The 18416-nt window shown below is 71.7% G+C and carries 17 protein-coding genes and 1 pseudogene; 9 read left to right on the top strand and 9 right to left on the bottom strand.

The window, feature by feature from the left end; all coding sequences use genetic code 11:
- Positions 1-7: 7 nt before the first annotated feature.
- Entirely contained in the window at positions 8-292 is a 285-nt protein-coding gene (locus ACZ7OO_RS24990) for a DUF6332 family protein (RefSeq protein ID WP_471507786.1), read from the top strand.
- Here the strand turns inward: ACZ7OO_RS24990 and ACZ7OO_RS24985 are convergent.
- Positions 253-918, bottom strand: a complete 666-nt coding sequence (locus ACZ7OO_RS24985; protein WP_471507784.1) for a response regulator transcription factor — start codon at positions 916-918, stop codon at positions 253-255. The two genes, ACZ7OO_RS24990 and ACZ7OO_RS24985, sit on opposite strands and share 40 nt — an antisense overlap.
- The gene (locus tag ACZ7OO_RS24980) at positions 915-2189 is read right to left on the bottom strand and encodes a sensor histidine kinase (protein WP_471507782.1); all 1275 of its coding nucleotides are present in this window, start codon (positions 2187-2189) and stop codon (positions 915-917) included. Before ACZ7OO_RS24980 ends, ACZ7OO_RS24985 begins: the two co-directional genes overlap by 4 nt.
- Before the next feature lie 252 nt (positions 2190-2441).
- Here ACZ7OO_RS24980 and ACZ7OO_RS24975 point away from each other — a divergent pair, with 252 nt between their 5' ends.
- Positions 2442-3545, top strand: coding sequence for a medium chain dehydrogenase/reductase family protein (locus tag ACZ7OO_RS24975; protein WP_471507878.1), 1104 nt, complete (start codon positions 2442-2444; stop codon positions 3543-3545).
- Positions 3546-3649: 104 nt separating this feature from the next.
- Here the strand turns inward: ACZ7OO_RS24975 and ACZ7OO_RS24970 are convergent, their stop codons facing one another.
- Positions 3650-4342 (bottom strand): TetR/AcrR family transcriptional regulator, encoded by a 693-nt coding sequence (locus ACZ7OO_RS24970; protein ID WP_471507781.1) that lies wholly within the window; start codon positions 4340-4342, stop codon positions 3650-3652.
- A gap of 202 nt (positions 4343-4544) precedes the next feature.
- Between ACZ7OO_RS24970 and ACZ7OO_RS24965 the strand changes: the two genes are divergently transcribed.
- Positions 4545-4994 (top strand): nitroreductase family deazaflavin-dependent oxidoreductase, encoded by a 450-nt coding sequence (locus ACZ7OO_RS24965; protein ID WP_471507779.1) that lies wholly within the window; start codon positions 4545-4547, stop codon positions 4992-4994.
- Here the strand turns inward: ACZ7OO_RS24965 and ACZ7OO_RS24960 are convergent.
- Positions 4984-6270 (bottom strand): geranylgeranyl reductase family protein, encoded by a 1287-nt coding sequence (locus tag ACZ7OO_RS24960; RefSeq protein ID WP_471507777.1) that lies wholly within the window; start codon positions 6268-6270, stop codon positions 4984-4986. The genes ACZ7OO_RS24965 and ACZ7OO_RS24960 overlap by 11 nt on opposite strands.
- Positions 6271-6480: 210 nt before the next feature.
- On the opposite strand from ACZ7OO_RS24960, the gene ACZ7OO_RS24955 reads away from it, so the two are divergent.
- Positions 6481-7836: a M20/M25/M40 family metallo-hydrolase gene (locus ACZ7OO_RS24955; RefSeq protein WP_471507775.1), complete on the top strand. Its 1356-nt coding sequence runs from the start codon at positions 6481-6483 to the stop codon at positions 7834-7836.
- 61 nt (positions 7837-7897) lie between these two features.
- Positions 7898-8620, top strand: a complete 723-nt coding sequence (locus ACZ7OO_RS24950; protein WP_471507773.1) for an MBL fold metallo-hydrolase — start codon at positions 7898-7900, stop codon at positions 8618-8620.
- A 490-nt stretch (positions 8621-9110) separates the two neighbouring features.
- Here ACZ7OO_RS24950 and ACZ7OO_RS24945 read toward each other — a convergent pair whose 3' ends face one another.
- On the bottom strand, positions 9111-10151 hold the full coding sequence (locus ACZ7OO_RS24945; RefSeq protein WP_471507771.1) for an NUDIX hydrolase: 1041 nt from the start codon (positions 10149-10151) through the stop codon (positions 9111-9113).
- 146 nt (positions 10152-10297) lie between these two features.
- Complete coding sequence (locus ACZ7OO_RS24940) at positions 10298-10489, bottom strand: hypothetical protein (RefSeq protein WP_471507769.1); 192 nt, start codon at positions 10487-10489, stop codon at positions 10298-10300.
- 153 nt (positions 10490-10642) lie between these two features.
- Here ACZ7OO_RS24940 and ACZ7OO_RS24935 point away from each other — a divergent pair, with 153 nt between their 5' ends.
- A complete protein-coding gene (locus tag ACZ7OO_RS24935) occupies positions 10643-10996 on the top strand; it encodes a hypothetical protein (protein ID WP_471507767.1) in 354 nt (117 codons plus the stop codon).
- Positions 10997-11283: 287 nt separating this feature from the next.
- The gene (locus tag ACZ7OO_RS24930; RefSeq protein ID WP_471507766.1) at positions 11284-13299 is read left to right on the top strand and encodes an NPCBM/NEW2 domain-containing protein; all 2016 of its coding nucleotides are present in this window, start codon (positions 11284-11286) and stop codon (positions 13297-13299) included.
- Between the two features lie 102 nt (positions 13300-13401).
- On the opposite strand, the gene ACZ7OO_RS24925 is transcribed toward ACZ7OO_RS24930, so the two are convergent.
- Positions 13402-14358, bottom strand: coding sequence for an ROK family protein (locus tag ACZ7OO_RS24925; RefSeq protein ID WP_471507765.1), 957 nt, complete (start codon positions 14356-14358; stop codon positions 13402-13404).
- Positions 14359-14580: 222 nt separating this feature from the next.
- On the opposite strand from ACZ7OO_RS24925, the gene ACZ7OO_RS24920 reads away from it, so the two are divergent.
- Positions 14581-15630 carry a LacI family DNA-binding transcriptional regulator gene (locus ACZ7OO_RS24920; protein WP_471507876.1) on the top strand — a complete coding sequence of 350 codons (1050 nt, stop codon included), beginning with the start codon at positions 14581-14583 and terminating at the stop codon, positions 15628-15630.
- A gap of 7 nt (positions 15631-15637) precedes the next feature.
- Complete coding sequence (locus ACZ7OO_RS24915; protein WP_471507764.1) at positions 15638-16435, top strand: hypothetical protein; 798 nt, start codon at positions 15638-15640, stop codon at positions 16433-16435.
- Here ACZ7OO_RS24915 and ACZ7OO_RS24910 read toward each other — a convergent pair.
- Together ACZ7OO_RS24910 and ACZ7OO_RS24905 are read right to left on the bottom strand one after the other, a co-directional pair.
- Positions 16381-16692 (bottom strand): annotated as a pseudogene (locus ACZ7OO_RS24910) (serine/threonine protein kinase); the annotation flags it as partial. The gene ACZ7OO_RS24915 and the pseudogene ACZ7OO_RS24910 sit on opposite strands and share 55 nt — an antisense overlap.
- A gap of 277 nt (positions 16693-16969) precedes the next feature.
- Positions 16970-18274, bottom strand: a complete 1305-nt coding sequence (locus tag ACZ7OO_RS24905) for a DUF6986 family protein (protein WP_471507763.1) — start codon at positions 18272-18274, stop codon at positions 16970-16972.
- Positions 18275-18416: the final 142 nt, after the last annotated feature.

The following is an 18416-nucleotide window of genomic DNA, read 5'->3' as shown; positions in this document are numbered from 1 at the left end:
TGCCGGAATGACGAGTCACGGGGGACGGCGCGGTCAGGCCGAGCGGGACACGATCACCGTCGAGATCGGATACGCGCTGTGCAGTGGGGTGTTCGCGGCGGCGGTGGTCTTCGGAGCGGTGGCGGGACCGGCACTGCTCTTCGACCTGCCCGGCGGTTTCGAACGTGCGCTGCCGCTGGTGGGCATGGCGCTCGCCACCCTGGTTTTCCTCGCCCGGGTCGTCAGCGTGCTCGTCCGCTTCCGGCGCGCGCCTCAGCCCAGCCAGCCCGGCCGGACCAGCCCCGACTCATAGGCCAGGACGACCAGTTGGGCCCGGTCTCGGGCGCCCAGCTTGACCATCGTGCGGCTCACATGGGTCTTGGCGGTGAGAGGGCTGACCACCAGGCGACGGGCGATCTCCTCGTTGGACAGGCCGATGCCGACCAGGGCCATCACCTCCCGTTCCCTTTCCGTGAGTTGAGCGAGAGTGTCGGCGGCGGCCGGCTCCTTGGAACGGGCGGCGAACTCCGCGATCAGCCGACGCGTCACCCCCGGCGACAGCAGTGCGTCCCCACCTACCACCGCCCTGACGGCGCGCACGAGTTCCTCCGGCTCGGTGTCCTTGACGAGGAAGCCGGAGGCGCCGGAGCGGATCGCCTCGAAGACGTACTCGTCCAGTTCGAACGTCGTCAGCATCACCACCCTGACGTCCTTCAGCTTCTCCTCGCCGGTGATACGGCGGGTCGCGGCCAGGCCGTCGAGACGCGGCATGCGGATGTCCATCAGGACGACATCGGGACGCAGTTCACGGACCGTGCGCAGCGCCTCGTCGCCGTCCGCCGCCTCCCCGACCACCTCGATGTCCGGCTGCGCGTCGAGCAGCGCCCGGAAACCGGCCCGCACCAGCGACTGGTCGTCGGCGAGCAGTACCCGGATCATCGGTCCTCCCGGTCGGTCGTGGGCAGCACGGAGTCGGTCATGGGCACTACGGCATCGGTCAAGGGCAGTACGGCGAGCACCCGGAAGCCGCCGTCGGCGCGCGGTCCCGCCTCGATGGTGCCACCCAGGGCGGCCGCCCGTTCCCGCATCCCGGCCAGCCCGTTCCCGCTGCCGCCCGCGTCCGCGCCGGTCGCGGGACCGTCGTCGTCGATCCGCAACCGCAGCTCCCCGCCCTCGTGTCCGAACCGCACGCGCGCGTGCCGCGAACCCGAGTGCCGTACGACATTGGTGAGCGCCTCCTGCACGATCCGGAAGGCGGCCAGGTCGGCTCCGGGCGGCAGCCGCGGCGGCTCCCCCTCCACCGCCACGGTGAGTCCGGCGCTCGCCGCCTGTTCGACCAGTTCCGGCAACCGCCCGAGGCCGGGGGCGGGCGCGCGCGGCGCGTCTCCCGGGGCGCGCAGGGTGTCGAGCACCTGACGCACCTCGCCGAGCGCCTCCTTGCTGGCGGCCTTGATGGTGGTGAGCGCCGACCGGGCCTGCTCGGGGTCGGAGTCCAGGAGCGCGAGGCCCATACCCGCCTGGACGTTGATCACCGAGATGCTGTGTGCCAGCACGTCGTGCAGTTCGCGGGCGATCCGCAGCCGTTCCGCGTCCGCCCGCCGCCGGGCCGCCTGGGCACGGTCGGCCCGCTCCCGCGCCCACTGCTCGCGCCGCAGCCGGACCAGCTCGGCCACGGAGACGATGATCAGCACCCAGGTGGCGGTGATCATCTCCTGGCCGGGACTCGAACCCGCGTCACCCGGCGGCGGCAGCCAGCGGTACAGCCAGAGCGAGATCAGCAGGTGGCCGCCCCACAGCATCCCGAGAGCCGCCCACGCGGCCCGGCGGCGCCCCGCGACGACGGCACCGAAGCAGGCCACGGCGACGGCCGCGAAGACCGGCCCGTACGGATAGCCGGCCGCGAGGTAGACCAGGGCGAGCGCCGCCGTGCCGAACACCACCGGCACCGGGTGCCGGTGCCGCCACAGCAACAGCGCGCAGGTGGCCAGGAGCAGCAGGCGGGCGTACCCGTCCAGGTGTTCGCGGTGCGGCTGCTCGTGGGCGGCGAAGTTCGAGCCCACCAGTACCAGGACGGTGAACGGCACGGTGGTGCGCCACGGCAGCCGGCCGCGGGACGGCCCGTCCTCGCCGTCGTCGTCGCGGTGCCACCACGGGGGGCCGTGGTGCCACCAGTGCGCGGGGCCGCGCTCCCGTACCCGCTGCTCGTCCATGTCCGCCACGCTAGACGGCACCGGCCCGCGCGAGCGTCAGCCCGGTGAGGTGATCACGCGTACTCCCGGGGAAGTAGGCCGTCGGGCGGGGCGCTGTCAGCGGTGGCCGGGTGCCAGTTCCGCCACCTCGGCGTCGAACAGCCGCTCCGGGTCGAAGCCCATCCCCACGAACTGCCCGGCGAGTTCGAGGGAGAGGCGAGCACCTCTTCTGTTCGTGAATGCATCTGCAAGGAGATCGTCATGGAGGTCGCCATGGAAACCGCGGGAACCGTCAACCCCAAGGGCACCGCAGCAAGCACCCAGCTCGTCGAGGTCGTCCTGCCAGGCGTTGTTGAGCCCGAAGGACTGCAGATCCGGCGCCGTCAGATCCCCGTCCCGGGCTCCGGCCAGATCGTCGTGCGCATGGAGGCCACCGGCGTCTCCTTCGCGGAGCAGCAGATGCGCCGCGGCCGCTACTACGACCAGCCGCCCTTCCCCTTCATCCCCGGCTACGACCTGGTCGGTACCGTGCTCACGGCCGGCGAGGGGGTCGCGCCCGGGCTCGTCGGCAAGCGGGTGGCATCCCTGGTCAAGGTGGGCGGCTGGGCCAGTCACGTCGTGCTCGACGCGGCCGACGCCGTGACGGTGCCGGACGGGGTCGGCGCGGCGGAGGCCGAGACGCTGGTCGTCAACGGCATCACGGCATGGCAGATGCTCCACCGCAAGGCCAAGGTGCGCCAGGCCGGGACGATCCTGGTGCACGGCGCCAACGGCGGGGTCGGCACGGTCCTCGTCCAGCTCGCGCGCGCGGCGGGCCTCCACGTCATCGGCACGGCCTCCGCCCGCCATCACGACGCGCTGCGGGAACTGGGCGTCACCCCGGTCGACTACCGCGCCGAGGACGTCCCGGCCCGGGTCCGCGAACTGGTTCCCGGCGGTGTCGACGCCGTCTTCGACCACCTCGGCGGCCGCAGCGTCGTCGACTCCTGGAAGCTCCTCGCCGCCGGCGGCACCCTCGTCGCCTACGGCAGCGCCACCACCCGGGACGACTCGGGCTCCAAGCAGTTGCCCGTGCTGAAGATCCTCGGCCGGGTGTGGCTGTGGAACGCGCTGCCCAACGGCCGGCACGCGTACTTCTTCAACGTCTGGGAGGGCCGCGCCCTGAACAAGGACCGCTTCCGGGCCCGGCTGAGCGCCGACCTCACCCAGGTGTTCCAGTCCCTCCGGCGCGGCGACGTCACCGCCCGCATCGCCGCCCGACTTCCCCTCACGCAGGCCGCCGAAGCCCTGCGGCTCGCCGAGTCCGGGACGGTCGCCGGCAAGGTCGTACTCGTCCCGGAGGACGGCGGCGGGACGTCGGCAGCCCCGGCACAGTGAAGACCGTCGGCTCTGCGGCGGCCGCTCTTCGCGAACCCGTCGTCCGCGAAGGGTGCCGAGGTCGAAGCGGCGTCGCGCCCGTCGCCTCGCCCGCCGGAGCCCCCCTAGGGGAAGACCAGGCCCACCCCGTGGGCGAGCTGGGCGGCCGCGTGCCGGAAGAACAGGTCACGGTCCTCCACGACGCCCTTGAACTGCCCGAACAGTTCGAACCCGACCAGCCCGAACAGCTGCGCCCACGCCGCGACCATGGCCACAGCCACCTCCGGTGGGAGTCCGGGCATCAGCTCGTCGGCCATCCTGCGGCCCTCGGGCGCGAGCTCGGCGGGCACGGGGGTACGGGCCAGACCGCGCCGCTCGAACGCCTCGTGCAGGATGCCGATCAGCACGAGGGCGACCCGGGCGGCCGGCATGATGGTCGTGTCCGGCGCCGAGTAGCCGGGCACCGGCGAGCCGTAGATCAGCGCGTACTCGTGCGGGCGCGCCAGCGCCCAGCCGCGCACCGCCTCGCACACGGTGACCCAGCGCTCCGCCGGGACGGCGTCGGCGGCAGCGGCGTGCGCGGCCTCGGCGGCCTCGCCGAGGGAGTCGTAGGCGTCGATGATCAGCGCGGTGAGCAGGTCGTCACGGCTCGGGAAGTAGCGGTAGAGCGCCGAGGAGACCATGCCGAGTTCGCGCGCGACGGCACGCAGCGACAGCTTGGCCGCGCCCTCGGCCGCGAGCTGTCTGCGCGCCTCGTCCTTGATGGCCGCGGTGACTTCCATCCTGGCTCGCGCGCGGGCGCCCTGTGAGGTGCTCATACGAGCAGTGTGCCACGAGGACGGAGCAGTGCACACACTTTGGAGCACTGCACTCGAACTTGAGCGCCGATCTCCTTTCAGTGCTCCTAACCCGAATCAAGTGCGTCGTACAAAAAAGAGAGCACCGCTCTTGCTTTGGAGCGCCGATCTCCCCACACTGGAGTCAAGCGAGAGCATCGCTCTCCAAACTGTGGGGGTCCCCGTGTCGACACACGTCCAGAAGCCCGGCTGGTTCACCGTCAACGTCTTCAACCAGGCCGTGTCCTGGCTCACCCGCCGCGGTATCAGCATCTGGGGCTCCCGCGTCCTCGCCGTCCGCGGACGCAAGAGCGGGGAGTGGCGCACCACCCCCGTGAACCTGCTGACGGTGGACGGACAGCAGTACCTGCTCGCGCCGCGCGGCCATGTCCAGTGGACCCGCAACATGCGCGCCGCCGGCGGCGGCGAACTGCGGCTCGGCAAGAACGTGGACGTCTTCACCGCCACCGAGGTCGCCGACGACGACAAGGTCGAGTTGCTGCGGGCCTACCTGAAGCGCTGGAAGGCGGAGGTCGGCGTCTTCTTCAACGGGGTCGGCCCCGACTCACCCGACGCCGACCTGCGCCGGATCGCCCCCGACCACCCGGTCTTCCGGATCACCGTCACGAAGTGACCGAGTCCTCGGTGTCGGTGTCGCCCGGGTCGTCCGCGTCCACCTCGGCGGTCTTCCCCGACGCGGGCGGCTCCGGGGCCAGTGTGGCGAGGGCGCGCTGGGCGAGCGGGTGGGAGCGGACGAGTTCGCCGAGGGAGGTCCGGCCCTGGGTGATCTCCTTGAACGCGCGCCAGGCCGGGCGGAAGCCGGTCAGGGCCGCGTGGAACAGCCCGGGCCTGCGTTCGAACACCGCCAGCATCCGCTTGCCCACGCTCATCTCGACACCGAGGCCCGCCTTGACGGCGAAGGCGTAGTTCAGCGCCTGGCGGCGGGTGTCCACGGCGTCGTGGGCCTCGGCGATCCGCACCGCCCACTCCCCCGCGAGCCGCCCCGAGCGCAGTGCGAAGGAGATGCCCTCACGGGTCCACGGCTCAAGCAGGCCGGCCGCATCACCGCACACGAGCACCCGGCCCCGGGACAGCGGCGAGTCGTCGGCGCGGCAGCGGGTCAGGTGACCGGAGGAGATGCTCGGTTCGAAGCCGGCGAGGCCGAGCCGGGCGATGAAGTCCTCCAAGTACCGCTTGGTGGCCGAGCCTTCGCCGCGCGCCGAGATCACCCCGACGGTCAGGGTGTCACCCTTGGGGAAGACCCAGCCGTAGCTGCCGGGCATCGGGCCCCAGTCGATGAGGACCCGCCCCTTCCAGTCCTCGGCGACCGTCTCCGGCACCGGGATCTCCGCCTCCAGACCGAGGTCCACCTGGTCGACCTTCACGCCGACGTGGGCGCCTATCCGGCTGGCGCTGCCGTCGGCGCCGACCACCGCGCGGGCCAGCAGGGTCTCGCCGCCCTGGAGGACGACCGCGACCGTGCGCCGGTCGGGGACGGCCGCGCCGTGCTGTTCGACGCGCTGCACGGCGGCGCCGGTGCGCAGCTCGGCGCCCGCCTTCTGGGCGTGCTCGACCAGCTGCTGGTCGAACTCGGGCCGGTTGATCAGCCCGAACATCATCTGCTTGGAGCGGCGGGTGCGGGTGAACCGTCCGTTGTTGGAGAAGGTGACCGCGTGCACCCGGTCCTTGAGGGGCAGCTCGAAGCCGGGCGGGAGCGCGTCGCGCGAGGGGCCGATGATGCCGCCGCCGCAGGTCTTGTAGCGGGGCAGCTCGGCTTTCTCCAGCAACAGCACGCGCCGTCCCGCGACCGCCGCCGCGTAGGCGGCCGAGGCCCCCGCGGGTCCCGCGCCCACCACGACGACGTCCCACACCCGCTGCACGTCGTCCGCCGAAGAAATCTCACCGCTCACGATGGTCCGCTGCTCCGATCAAGCCGTAGAAGCCGTAGGTGCCGTATCAAGCCGTAGGTGCCGTACCAACCCGTGGGTCAGGCCCTGGCCGTCCGTAGGCCGACACCTGTCACCTGTCCCCCCGCATCCTACGGCGGAGATCGCCGCAGGCCGCTGTGGGAGGATCGGTGTACTCACCAGTTCAACGTCGCACCCACGAGGAGCGTGCCCATGTCGTCCAATCCGGTCGCCGAGACCGTCACCGCCCTGCTGCCCAGGGCGAAGGCGGAGCTCGCCGAGCTGGTGGCCTTCAAGTCGGTGGCGGACTTCGCCCAGTTCCCGAGGAGCGAGAGCGAGGGCGCCGCGAACTGGGTCGCCGACGCACTGCGCGCCGAGGACTTCGTGGACGTCGCCGTGCTGGACACACCGGACGGGACGCAGTCGGTGTACGGCTATCTGCCTGGGCCGGAGGGTGCCAAAACGGTCCTGCTGTACGCGCACTACGATGTGCAGCCGCCGCTGGACGAGACCGCCTGGACCACCCCTCCGTTCGAGCTGACCGAGCGGGACGGCCGCTGGTACGGACGCGGTGCCGCCGACTGCAAGGGCGGTGTGATCATGCATCTGCTGGCACTGCGCGCGCTGAAGGCGAACGGTGGCGTCCCGGTCAACGTCAAGGTGATAGCCGAGGGCTCGGAGGAGATGGGCACCGGCGGCCTGGAGCGGTACGCCGAGCAGCACCCCGAACTGCTGGCGGCGGACACGATCGTCATCGGCGACGCGGGCAATTTCCGTGTCGGCCTGCCGACGGTGACCACGACCCTGCGTGGCATGACCATGCTCCGGGTCCAGATCGACACGCTTCAGGGCAATCTGCACTCCGGGCAGTTCGGCGGCGCCGCCCCGGACGCGCTGGCCGCTTTGATCCGGGTCCTGGACTCGCTGCGCGCCGAGGACGGTTCGACGACGGTCGACGGGCTCGCGCCGGAGTCCCACTGGGCGGGGCTGGAGTACGACGAGGAGCAGTTCCGCAAGGACGCCAAGGTGCTGGACGGCGTCGGGCTGATCGGTGACGGCTCGGTGGCGGACCGCATCTGGGCGCGTCCGGCGGTCACGGTGCTCGGCATCGACTGCCCGCCCGTGGTCGGCGCCACCCCGTCGGTCCAGGCGAGCGCCCGTGCCCTGGTCAGCCTGCGGGTGCCGCCGGGCGTGGACGCGGCCGAGGCGAGCAAGCTGCTCCAGGCCCATCTGGAGGCGCACACGCCGTGGGGCGCCCGGGTGCAGACCGAGGCGGTCGGCCAGGGCCAGCCGTTCCGCGCCGACACCACCAGCCCGGCGTACCAGGCGATGGCCGACGCGATGGCGGTCGCCTACCCGGGCGAGACGATGCAGTACGCCGGTCAGGGCGGCTCCATCCCGCTGTGCAACACCCTGGCGAGCCTCTACCCGCACGCCGAGATCCTGCTGATCGGTCTGAGCGAGCCGGAGGCGCAGATCCACGCGGTCAACGAGAGCGTGTCTCCGGAGGAGCTGGAGCGCCTGTCCGTAACGGAGGCGCTGTTCCTGCGGAACTACGCGGCGGGCTGAACCGCTCTGCCCACGGCAGAGGACCCTCGTCTGCGGACGGGGGTCCTCCTACGGTCGGACCATGGACGTCATCGAACTGTTCCCCCGGCTGCATCTGCTGCGCTTCCCGGTCGGCCAGGCCTACCTCTGGCACGACCCGGACGCCGACGCCTCGACGCTGATCGACGCCGGCCCGGTCGGCTCGGGCCGGCCGATCGCCGACGCGCTCACCGCGCTGGGTCGCTCCCCTTCGTCGGTACGACGGATCGTCCTCACCCATTTCCACGAGGATCACGTCGGCGGGGCGGCCGAGTTCGCCGCCCTGAGCGGAGGCGACGTGCTGGCCCACCGCCTGGACGCACCGGTGATCCGGGGCGAACTCCCTGGTGCGCCCCCGGTGTTCGAGGAGTGGGAGCTGCCGATCCGGGCCGAGGCCGCGAAGCGGCTGCCCGCCGACGAGCCGGTTCGCCCGGACGCGGTGACGGAGTTGTCCGACGGTGACGTCCTGGACTTCGGCGGCGGCGCCCGGGTCGTCCACGTCCCGGGTCATACCGACGGCAGCATCGCACTTCATCTCCCCTCGTACGGCGTGCTGTTCACCGGGGACGCGGTGGCGGTCTCACCGGTCACCGGCTCGGTGATACTGGGAGTGTTCAACCTGGACCGCGCCCAGGCCGTCGCGTCCTTCCGGCGGCTGGCCGCCCTGGACGCGGAGGTGGCCTGCTTCGGCCACGGTGATCCGGTGACCGCGGACGCATCCCAGGTGCTGCGGACATCCGCGGACACCTACGGGCCGCCGCGCTGACCATGGGAGCATGACCGACACCGCGCGCCGGATCGCAGCCCACACCGACATCGCGACCTCGCCGGCCCTGCTGAGCGATGTGGAGCTGACCGAGCTGGTCGCGGCGGGCGAGCCGCTCGGCACCGGGACCGGCGGCACCGCGATGCGAATCAGGGTGGACGGCAGGCCGGTGTTCGTGAACCGGATCCCCCTGACCGACCGGGAGCGGGACCCATGGCACGCCCGCTCCACCGCGAACCTCTTCGGCCTGCCGCCGTACTGCCACTACGGCGTCGGCGCCTACAGGCGGCGAGCGCGAGTCCCCTTGTGGGGGCCGAAGAGTGCGCGCGAATGCCCCTCCTTCGACCGGTGGGTGTCCGGCCTGTGCACGGCGGACGGCGGCCGCGAGGAAGTTGAGCTGCGCACCGACGTTAGACACAGCCCCGGGAATTGCCAAGGTCCCCGCCAACCTCACCGAGAATGCGCCTACTTGACGTGCAGTCAGGGACTGTCAACCGACCGGGACGCCGGCCTCCAGATAGAGCGTGGCGCCGCGCTCGCGGGCCCGCAGCGCCCAGCGCAGCCGTTCGTAGCGCACCGGCGGCAGCATCTCGGCGGCCTCCTGTTCGGTGGCGAAACGCCAGCCGCGCAGCTCGGGCCCCGGCAGCACCAGCCGTCCGGCCTCGGCGGAGTCCAGTCGGCCGCCGTCGAAGAGCAGCCGCAGACCTCCGTAGCGGGGCGGCACGGGCTGCTCCCAGTCGACGACCAGCAGCCGCGGGACCTTCTCCAGCCGTATCCCGGTCTCCTCCTCGACCTCACGCACGCCCGCCCGTGCGGGGGCCTCGCCGGGCTCGACGACACCGCCGGGGAACTCCCAGCCCGCCTTGTAGGTGGGGTCGACCAGCAGGACGCGGTCGTCCTCGTCGAAGAGCAGGACCCCGGCCGCGAGGGTCTCGGCGGTGGGCTCCGGGGTCTGCACGATGTCACAGACGGGCGCGGCACCGGTGCCGACGGCCTCGGCGATGTACACGGCCGTCTCGTACGGGGTGAGGGCACTGGTGTCGACGAGATGGGCGTCGGCGCCGATCCAGGTGGCGAGGGCGGCACGGTAGGGCTCGATCTGGTCGTACGACCACTGCCGGACGCGTATCTCGCCGTCGGGCAGGTCGGGCGGGATCTCCCGGCCGGATATTCGCTCGCGCAGGATCGTTTCGGCCGGGGTGAGGCACAGATGCCGGACGGCGATCCGGCGGGCGGCGAGGCCGCCGAAGATCTCGTCGCGGTACTCCTGGCGCAGCAACGTCATGGGAACCACCAGGGTCCCGCCCAGCTCGGCGAGCATCCCTGCCGCCGTGTCGATCACCAGTCGTCGCCAGATCGGCAGATCCTGGAAGTCGCCGACCTCGGCGAGGCGCTTGGCCGGTAGCAGGTGTGTCAGTGCCCCGCCGATGACCTCGGGGTCGAAGAGCGTGCTGTTCGGGATCAGTTCGATCAGTTCACGTGCGGTGGTCGTCTTACCCGCACCGAACGCGCCGTTGACCCAGACGATCACGGACTCCCCCTCTTCTCTTGGCCCCCTGAGGCTTGCCCGCTCCACACTGCCACGGAAACCAGTTCCCGTTGAGGGTGCGCAAAACGGGGGTGCCGGTGCTCCCTCCGCGGAACACCGGCACCGTCGTTCGCTCCAGCCCGGCCGGACTACTCCTGGCCCAGGAGATCCCCGTCGGTCTCGAAGCTGTCGTCGCCCACGAGGTGTCCGACGTGCTCCAGGGTGTCCGCGACGGGCAGGTCGTCGAACGGACCGTCGGCGGCGGCGTGGGACGGGGTGATGGCGGCCACGACGAATCCGGTGGCCAGGCTGGCGATGGCGAGCATGCTGCGCTTCTTCATGCCCGTCTCAACTGTGCGGGCGGCCCGGGGTCACGGGCGAACCCACGAGGGGAGCAACACGGCACGTCGGCACGGAAACCGGGTGGTCGGAAGGATCACGGCGCGGCTGACGTCGGGGAGCCCGAACCCCGCTCGCACAGGAAGCCGTACGCCATGACCAGCCCGCGACCGACCACGATCCTCTGGCGCCCGACCGGTCCCGTGAGGCTCGAACTGGTCCGGGAGCCGGAGTGGCGCGCCCGGCCGCCCAGGCTGCCCGAGCAGCCGATCTTCTACCCGGTGCTCGACGAGGACTACGCGATCAGGATCGCCCGGGACTGGAACGTCAAGCACGACGGCGCCGGCTTCGTGACCCGCTTCGAGGTCGACACCGAGTTCGTCCGCCGCTACCCCGTCCAGCAGGTGGGCGGCAGCACGACCCTGGAGCTGTGGGTGCCGACCGAGGAGCTGGACGAGTTCAACGCGCACCTCGTCGGCACGATCGACGTAGTCCACGAGTTCCGGTGAGGCTCCCCGGGCCATCCTCGTTACAGGACATCGGATGTCCTGACCGGAACCTCTCACAGGCGAGACCCAGGCATCTCGTAGGGTCTCCAGGCGTCACCAGGCAACACAACCCAACACACATGGCTGCGCCTCCCTCTCAATTGGTCCCACAGCCAGGTCGACAGGGGAACCGGCGCAAGCTTCGACGCTCCCCCTTCCAACACAGCCGAACAGCTCCTACCATAAGCGCGCACCGATGACGCATACATGCAGTCATCCCACCTTTTGCGAGTCGGAGGAGCGTAACGATGCGTCACCCTCACACCCGCACAACCCGCCGAAGAGTGGTCGGAGCACTGACCGCGGCACTGCTGTGCACGGCGGGCCTCGCCGCACCCGCCGCCGCAGGCGGGGCAACCGGCTCGCCCACCCCCGCCGACGGTCTCGCCCTCACCCCGCCGATGGGCTTCAACAACTGGAACTCCACCCACTGCGGCACGGACTTCAACGAGGCCATGGTCGAGGGCATCGCGGACCTCTTCGTGGCGAAGGGCCTCAAGGACGCCGGCTACCGGTACGTCAACCTGGACGACTGCTGGGCGCTGCCGAGCCGCGACGCGGACGGCAGGCTGGTCCCGGATCCGGCCCGGTTCCCCCACGGGATCAAGGCGGTCGCCGACTACGTCCACTCCAAGGGCCTCAAGCTCGGCATCTACACCAGCGCGGGCACCAAGACCTGCAACGACGCCGGCTTCCCGGGTGCCCTCGGGCACGAGTACAGCGATGCCCAGCAGTTCGCCGACTGGGGCGTCGACTATCTCAAGTACGACAACTGCAACAACCAGGGTGTGGACGCCAGGCAGCGCTACCTCACCATGCGGGACGCGCTGAGGGCGACCGGGCGGCCCATCGTCTACAGCATCTGCGAGTGGGGCGAGAACAAGCCCTGGGAGTGGGCGTCGGACGTGGGCCAGCTGTGGCGCACGACCGGGGACATCAGCGACAGCTGGGGCTCGATGGTGTCGATCCTCAAGCAGAACCTGCCGCTCGCGCCCTACGCGAGCCCCGGGCACTGGAACGATCCCGACATGCTGGAGGTCGGCAACGGCGGTATGACCGACACCGAGTACCGCTCGCACTTCTCGATGTGGTCGGTGATGGCCGCCCCGCTGCTGATCGGCACCGACCTGCGCAAGGCCTCCCGGGCGACCTTCGACATCCTGGACAACAAGGAGGTCATCGCCGTCGACCAGGACCCGCTGGGCAAGCAGGGCACGGTGATCTCCTCGGCGGGCGGGCGCTGGGTCGTCGCCAAGGACATGAAGGACGGCAGCCGCGCGGTCGCCCTCTTCAACGAGTCCAACTCCCCCCAGCGCATCGCGACCACCGCACAGGCAGCCGGCCTCTCGAACGCGCCCGCCTACACCCTGCGCGACCTGTGGCAGCACCGCAGCTACAACACCGCGGGGACCATCTCCGCGGTCGTCCCGGCACACGGCACGGTTCTGGTCCGGGTCGCCACCGACCGGCGCTGGGCGGCGCACCCGCCGGCCGTCGAACTCGGCCTGAACGGCAGCCCGTTCATCGAGCCTGGCAGCCAGGCCGCGCTCACCACGTCCGTCACCGACCTCGGCCGCACCACGGCCCGCAAGGTCTCCGTCTCGCTCACCGGCCCCCGTGGCTGGACCCTCACCCCGACCTCGCCGACCAGGACCAGGGCACTGGCGACGGGCCGCGCCCTGCACACCGGCTGGAAGGTGACCGCTCCAGCAGGGACGCCGAAGGGGTCGTACGACCTCGGGCTCAGGGCGAGTTACCGGTCACCGGCCGGAGTGCGCACCGAGAGCACGATGACGATCACGATGACCGTCGCGGACCCGCCGCCCGCCGGAAGCTCCTACCTCAGCGACCTTCCCTGGTTGTCGGCCGGCAACGGCTGGGGGCCCGTGGAGCGCGACAGCAGCAACGGGGAGACCGCCGCCGGCGACGGGCATCCGATCACCGTCGACGGGGTGGTGTATGCCAAGGGTCTCGGCACCCATGCCCAGAGCCAGATCGACTACTACACCGGGAAGGCGTGCGAGAAGGTCACCGCCGACGTCGGCGTGGACGACGAGGAAGCCGCCAACGGAAGCGTCTCCTTCGAGGTCTGGGCGGACGGCACGAAGGTCGCCGCGACCGGCGTACTGACCACGGACATGCCGGCCCAGCCGCTCACCGCCGACGTCACCGGTGCCGAGGTGATCAGCCTCGTCGTCACCGACGGCGGGAACGGCGTCACCTCCGACCACGGCGACTGGGCGGACGCGCGGATCACCTGCTGACGCCCCACGACCCGCACGTCAGACACCGCTGACGGCCCGGTCGGCCGGACCTGAACACCGGCCGACCGGGCCTGAACGTTCCTGCTGAGTCCCGCGGCCGCCTCAGACGCCTGCCGCCGTCGCGTCCGTGCCCATCCGGGCCAGCGCGGCCGCCGCGGCGCCCACCAGCCCCGCGTCCGTGCCCATCTGGGCCGGGACGACCGCCAGACGCTGCACGAAGGAGAGGGTCGCGTAGTCGGTGAGGGCCTTGCGCAGCGGTGTGAAGAGGATCTCCCCCGCCTTGCCCACGCCGCCGCCGATCACCGCGATGTCGATCTCGACAAGGGTCGCGGTGGCCGCGATCCCGGCCGCCAGCGCCTGTGCGGCCCGCTCGAAGGACGCCACCGCGACCGGGTCGCCGGTCCGGGCGGCGGCCGCGACCGCGGCCGCCGAGGTGTCGCCGTCGGGACCCGGCCGCCAGCCGCCCTCAAGCGCGCGCCGGGCGATGTTGGGGCCGCTCGCGATGCGTTCCACGCAGCCGCGCGACCCGCACGGGCAGGGGTCCCCGTCGAGGTCGACGCTGATGTGGCCGATATGGCCCGCGTTGCCGGTCGGCCCGGGGTGCAGCTTGCCGCCGAGCACCAGGCCGCCGCCGACGCCCGTCGACACCACCATGCACAGCGCGTTGTCATGGCCGCGGGCCGCACCCTGCCAGTGTTCGGCTGCCGTGATGGCGACACCGTCACCGATCAGCTCGACCGGCAGTCCGCCGGCGGCCGCGCGCACCCGCTCGACGAGCGGGAAGTCCCGCCAGCCCGGCACGTTGACCGGACTCACGGTGCCGGCGGAGGCGTCCACGGGGCCCGCGCTGCCGATCCCGAGCGAGCCGGCCCGCCCCCACAGGGGTGAACCGGCGAGTTCGCCGACCACCTCCTCGACGGCGCCCATGACCGTCTCGCCGTCCTGCTGGGCGGGCGTCGCGCGCTGGGAGCGTGCCTGGATCCGTCCGTGACCGTCCACCAGTGCGCCGGCGATCTTTGTGCCGCCGATGTCGAGGGCCGCCACGAGGTCGGTGTGCATCAGAGTCAGATCTCCCCGTCAACCATGAGTAACCGAGTGAAAGGCAGCCGTCCAGCGGTGGGGGCGCGGGCCGGAGTTTGCGGTGGACAGTCTCCCTCGCATCTGACAACGTTGTCCAGGCTCTATGCTCGACGCCACATCCTCATACAAACCCATGGACCTGTGCATCCCCCGTGGACAACAGGAATCACCACCGTGGACGACAGGACAGGACGCCGCATCGTGCCCGAGACCTCCCGCCGCGCAGACCGTCTCCCAGGCTCCCGTTACGGGACCCGGCCGACGATGAAGGACGTGGCTGCGCGCGCCGGTGTCGGCCTCAAGACGGTGTCCCGGGTGGTCAACGGCGAGCCCGGGGTCACCCCGGACACCGAGCGCCGGGTCCAGGAGGCGATCGACGCGCTCGGCTTCCGCCGCAACGACAGCGCGCGGGTGCTGCGCAAGGGCCGTACCGCGAGTATCGGTCTCGTCCTTGAGGACCTCGCCGACCCGTTCTACGGTCCGCTGAGCCGGGCGGTCGAGGAGGTGGCCCGGGCCCATGGCGCGCTGCTGATCAACGGGTCCAGTGCCGAGGACCCGGACCGCGAGCAGGAGTTGGCGCTCGCGCTGTGCGCACGGCGGGTGGACGGGCTGGTGGTGATCCCGGCCGGGGACGACCACCGTTATCTGGAGCCGGAGATCAGGGCGGGTGTGGCCACGGTGTTCGTGGACCGCCCGGCCGGGAGGATCGACGCCGACGTGGTGCTGTCCGACAGCTACGGCGGGGCCCGTGACGGCGTCACCCATCTCATCGCGCACGGCCACCACCGGATCGGCTTCATCGGTGACATGCCCCGCATCCACACCGCGGCCGAGCGGCTGCGCGGCTACCGGGCCGCGATGGAGGACGCCGGGATATCCGTCGAGCCGGCGTGGACCTCCCTCGGTGTGACGGACCCGGAGCGGGTGCGCCGGGCCGCCGAGGAGATGCTGTCCGGGCCCGCCCCGGTCACCGCGATCTTCACGGGCAACAACCGGGTGACCGTCACCGTGATCCGGGTTCTCGCCGAGCGGACCCGTCCGGTCGCACTCGTCGGCTTCGACGACATCGAGCTGGCCGATCTGCTGCATCCGGGCCTCACGGTCGTCGCCCAGGACGCGGCCCTGCTCGGCCGTACGGCTGCCGAGCGGCTCTTCCGCCAACTGGACGGCACCCTTCTGGCACCGGAGCGGATCGAGCTGCCGACCCGGCTGGTCACCCGCGGCTCGGGCGAGCTGCCGCCCTCGGAGTGAGCCGCGCATGACCGGCCGTACGCTCACGGAACTGGGCCTCGACCAGGCACCGCGCGACCACCCGCTGACCTATCCCGGCGTCTGGCCCGCCGACTCCGGACTCCTCGACGGCGACCGGCTGTTGCCGCTGGATCGGCTGGTGTACGACGACGGCCGGGTACCGGTGCTCGCGGTCGGCTCCAACGCCTCTCCCGCCCAACTCCAGCACAAGATGGCCGAGTCCGGGGTGACCGAGCCGATCCCCATGGTGCGCTCCCGAGTGACCGGCCTCGACGTGGGCGTCTCCGCGCACGTCAGCCGCCTCGGCTATGTCTCGGCGTCCCCGGTCCAATCCCCCACGACGGTAAGGCAGTCGTTCGTCCTCTGGCTGAACGGACGGCAACTGGAGGTGATCGACGCGAGCGAGGGCGTACCGCTGCCGGGCGGCAACTTCGGCCGGGCCTGGCTGCCCGCCCCGGACGTACGCGTCGGCCTCGCGGACGGCACGACGCTGCCCGGCGTCCACGCCTACGTCAACCGGCACGGCGTCCTGCACGACGGCACCGGCACGCCCCGCCGCCACCCAGGTGAGCACACCCTCCTCACGGAACTTCTGGGCGAAGCAGCCGAGTTGAGGGAGCTGTTCGGTGTGACACCCGAGGAGTTCTGCGCGCGTGCGCGGGCCGACGCCGAACTGTGCCGGCGGGGCACCCGGCTGTTCGCCGAGCGGAAGTGGGCGGTCGCGTCGGGCCTGGAGCGGTACGTCCGCACTCAGCAGACGGGAAGTCCGGGGACCGGGGAGTCGTTGTCGCCGCCCTTGATGTAGACATCGCTGACGCAGACACTGGTGTTGCCGCTGTGGTCGTCCGTCCTCGCCCACCAGACGTTGGTCCACCTGCCGTAGGTCTCCCGGCGGCCCAGATGCGCCTGGCAGTTGAAATAGTCGGTGCCCGCGTTGAGCACGCCGGCCTCGGCGCCGGAGGCGGGGTAGGAGGTGGCGGTCCGCCAGACCTGGCAGTTGTACTTGCCGCCGCCGATGGACTGACAGGCCGGGGTGGGGGTGGCCGTCCCGCCGCCGGTGCCCGAACTCCGGGACGGACGAGTGCTCTGGGAAGGCTTGGCCGAGGGGGTGGCCAAGGGGCGGTCCGTCGGCTTGCCGGCCTCGGCGGGCGGGGCGCTGCCGGTGGGAGCGGTGGTCCTCTCCTCGCCCTGGCCCGTGGGTCCGGGTCCTTGGCCCGCTCGGGGGCCAGGTACCCGAAGACACCGCCGCCCCGTTCCTCAGACACGTCCGTGAACCGCGTCCAGCGTACGGGGCGGCGCCGACAGCTCAAGTCGCCCGGGGGCGGCTGTGACAGGGCCGCTACTTGCCGGAGGCCGTCAGATCGCCGCGCCGGGGCGCCGCGAAGCCCTTTAGATCGGCCCGGGTCAGACCGGTCAGCCGGGCCACCTCGGCGATGTCGAGGGCGCCGCAGTCCAGGCCGCGCAGCAGATAGCCGCTGAGGGCCTTGGCGGTGGCGGGCTCGTCCATGACGTCACCGCCGGTGCGGTTGGCGTACCGGGCGAGCCGGGCGGCGGCCTGCTCGAAGCCCTCGCGGTAGAACGCGAACACGGCCGCGTACCGGGTGGGGATGTGGCCGGGGTGCATGTCCCAGCCCTGGTAGTAGGCGCGGGCCAGGGCACGCCGGGTGAGCCCGTAGTGCAGCCGCCAGGCGTCGTGCACCTTCGCCGTGGGCCCGACCGGCAGCACATTGGTGGAACCGTCCGACACGCGTACGCCCGTACCGGCGGCCGCGACCTGCATGACCGCCTTGGCATGGTCTGCGGCCGGGTGGTCGCTGGCCTGGTAGGCGGCGGAGACGCCGAGGCAGGCGCTGTAGTCGAAGGTGCCGTAGTGCAGTCCGGTGGCGCGGCCCTCGGCGGCCTGGATCATCCGGGCGACGGTGGCGGTGCCGTCGGTGGCGAGGATGGACTGGCTGGTCTCGATCTGGATCTCGAACCCGATCCGGCCCGGCTCCAGGCCGTGCGCCTTCTCGAAGGCCTCCAGGAGCCGGACCATCGCGGTGACCTGCTCGGGGTAGGTCACCTTGGGCAGGGTCAGCACCAGGCCCGCGGGCAGGCCGCCGGCCGCCATCAGCCCGGTGAGGAAGATGTCGAGGGTGCGGATGCCCCGGTCGCGCACCGCGGCCTCCATGCACTTCATCCGGATGCCCATGTACGGCGCCGCCGTGCCGTCGGCGTACGCCTCGGCGATCAGCCGCGCCGCCCGGGCCGCCGTCTCGTCCTCCTCGGCGTCGGGGCGGGGCCCGTAGCCGTCCTCGAAGTCGACGCGCAGGTCTTCGATCGGCTCGCGCTCCAGCTTGGCGCGGACCCGGGAGTGGACGGGCTCGGCGAGTTCGCCGGACAGGCCGAGGACGGCGGCGAAGGAGGCGGCGTCGGGGGCGTGTTCGTCCAGGGCGGCGAGCGCCCGGTCGCCCCAGGAGCGGACGGTGTCCGCGGCGAAGGCGTCGCCCGGGACGTACACGGTGTGCACGGGCTGGCGGGTGCCGGGGTCGCCCGGGTAGCGGCGCTCCAGTTCGGCGTCGACCGGCGCGAGGGAGGCGCTGATCTCCTCGCTGACGGCGCCCGCGAGACTCGTCGCCACCTTCTGCTGCTGGCCCTGACCCATCCCACACCCTCCTGTTTTCCACTGTACGGAATCAACAATCCGTTGAATGAAGTTATCCGGGCGCCTTCGGGATGGTCAACACCATGTCCACGGGGCGACACGCCCCCATCTGGGCATGTTCACGCTCGACTCACACCTGGGT

The sequence above is a fragment of the Streptomyces sp. NPDC111744 genome (assembly GCF_055634995.1).
The sequence above is the reverse complement of the archived record's forward strand: the minus strand, read 5'-3'. Positions and strand labels throughout refer to the sequence as shown.